The organism is Bacteroides clarus (genome assembly GCF_015555825.1).
Classification (GTDB): Bacteria; Bacteroidota; Bacteroidia; order Bacteroidales; family Bacteroidaceae; genus Bacteroides; species Bacteroides clarus.
The window spans coordinates 1-2,475 of sequence record NZ_JADNLF010000026.1 but is presented as its reverse complement, the minus strand read 5'-3'; the positions used below and the strand labels follow the sequence as shown (position 1 = coordinate 2,475).

Genomic DNA, 2,475 nt, shown 5'->3' with positions numbered 1-2,475 from the left:
TGGTACGTTCAGTAATGTAAAATCACCATCTACATTGGTAATAGCACCAATTTGTGTACCTTTTACCAATACAGAGGCTCCAATAACTGGCTGCCCATCTTCTTCAGAAATCACAACACCTGTAACCTTCTGTGTTTGGGCAGTTACTAAGCCTATTCCTACAAAAAGGCAGGCCAATAACAGCATTAATTTTCTTTTCATAAATTCTCTCTTAAAGTTTAACTTTACATTAATTGTTTCTTTACTCTAACAAAATGCAAATATATTAATAAATATGAAACGGGCAACTATTTTATTGAAAAAACCTTGTAAATCTATCAAACTGTTAACAAAACATGCCGTTTTATGCTGAATAGCAGATTTTATACAATTAAAGAACCTCAAAACACTATCATTAACTATCACTATGTTTCAACCATTTTACCCAATTATTAATCCGGATACACGTATTTTAAAACAAAATGGTTAAAAAAACTCCCATATTTGTGCTATTTGATTGGATTATGTGAGACATTTTGCGTCTTTTTTATGGCTTTAAAGAATGAACTATAAAAAAACAGAAGCCATTTTTTGCAGATATTAATCCTTATTCAAACCCTGTTTTGCACAGAATATCGTCTTATTTGTTTATAGTATTAATCAAAACAACTTGAGATGAATAAAATTATTTACAGTCTTGTGTATAACAGGAAGAAGTGTCTGAACAAAAAAGGTATGGCATTAGTACAGGTAGAAGCCTATTTAGACAGAAAAAAAAAGTACTTTTCCACCAGAGTTTATTTGAAGCCGGAACAGTGGGATACCAAAAAGCTGGTTGTTAAGAACCACCCTAATGCAGATGCTCTAAACCGGTTGATTTATGAATTTGTAGCAGCGATAGAGAAAAAAGAGCTGGAATTATGGCAACAAGGCAAACGTATATCTTTAGAGCTACTAAAGAATATGTTGACCACTCAGGAGAATAATTCTTCGTTTATATCCTTTTTCAAGCAAGAAGTCACAAACTCATCTTTAAAGAATAGCACTAAGCGCAATCATCTTTCCACCCTTATGTTATTGCAAGAGTTCAAAAAGGATATAACGTTTTCTGATCTGACATTTGAGTTTGTGTCCTCTTTTGAGTATTTTCTACAGTTAAAAGGGTATCATACAAATACTATTGCAAAACATATGAAACATTTGAAACGCCACGTAAATATAGCTATTAATAAGGAATATATTGAAATACAGAAATATGCTTTCAGAAAATATAAAATAAAAACAGTGGAGAATAAACATACCCATTTAGTGCCGGAAGAACTGGAAAAGTTGGAGAAATTGAATTTGTCGGGTAGATATATGAAGTTACAAAAATCTTTGGATGCTTTTCTGTTCTGTTGCTATGCAGGAATGCGATACTCTGATTTTACAAATTTATCTTCCGAGAATATTGTGGATATTAATCAGGAAACATGGCTTATATATAAATCGGTAAAGACAGGAACAGAAGTACGTTTACCCCTTTATTTGCTTTTCGCAGGCAAAGGGATTATAATTCTTAATAAATATCGAGATAATCTTGAAGGCTTCTTTCGTTTGAGAGATAACTCAAATGTCAACAAAGACTTGCTGACTCTCGCAAAGTTGGCCGGATTATCAAAGAATATATCTTTCCATACGGCACGTCATACCAATGCAACGTTGCTGATATACAACGGGGTAAATATCACTACCGTGCAAAAGCTACTCGGGCATAAGAGCGTAAAAACCACTCAAGTTTATACCAATATTATGGATATGACCATCATTCATGATTTAGAGAAAATGAAACAAGCAACACCGTTTGCTGGAAAATAAGTGGGGAATAAGGCTTTTTTAGTCAAGAAGTACCCCAAAAACAAGCAGCCAAGCTGCTGGCTCTGATTCGTTAGACAACTGTTTCCCTTTCGTTAGACAGTTGTTTAACGAAAGGATAACGGATGTCTAACGAAAGGGAAACAGCTGTCTAACGAATTAAAACTTGCTAAGTGGCTTGATAGTTAAGCACGATAGAATTATTATGTTTTACTACGGATTTGCATCCTTTATTTGTTTGTTGTCATACGTTATATGTTTTTGGGAAGAAATATCATAATCTTATTATAATATTCTTTTATATCTCTGAATTACTGTATTTATTTTTACATGAAATCTTAGTTTACCGTTTCCTAAATAATATGTTTTTTATTTTCATTCACTGCCACTATTTATATCGTTTTTTTATTTACAAATGTATCTTAGTAAAAATTGAAAGTATATTTTAATAGTCATAATAAAAACTGCATATTGCTATTAGTACTCTAAAAATCAATAATTTATCATAGAATATGGGTACATAAGGGTAACGTAAAACTCTTGTTGATGTCCGTTGGAGCATGTTCTATTGACGTTTTAGTCAAATGCAAGAAATAGATGCAATTTGTAAATTGCTAATTTATAGATATTTATATGTCTGAT

Annotated in this window: 2 protein-coding genes; one reads left to right on the top strand and one right to left on the bottom strand. The window is 32.1% G+C overall.

Going from position 1 to position 2,475, the window contains the following annotated elements:
• The coding region (locus I2F54_RS16135) for a carboxypeptidase-like regulatory domain-containing protein (protein WP_004289020.1) at positions 1-201 on the bottom strand (201 nt) is incomplete at its 3' end.
• A 453-nt stretch (positions 202-654) separates the two neighbouring features.
• Here I2F54_RS16135 and I2F54_RS16130 point away from each other — a divergent pair.
• Complete coding sequence (locus tag I2F54_RS16130) at positions 655-1,836, top strand: site-specific integrase (protein WP_009122904.1); 1,182 nt, start codon at positions 655-657, stop codon at positions 1,834-1,836.
• The last annotated feature ends 639 nt before the right edge of the window (positions 1,837-2,475 follow it).

Bases quoted from the DNA above. Each gene is read 5' to 3' on its own strand.
- I2F54_RS16130 (WP_009122904.1), top strand. From the start codon at position 655: ATGAATAAAATTATTTACAGTCTTGTGTATAACAGGAAGAAGTGTCTG.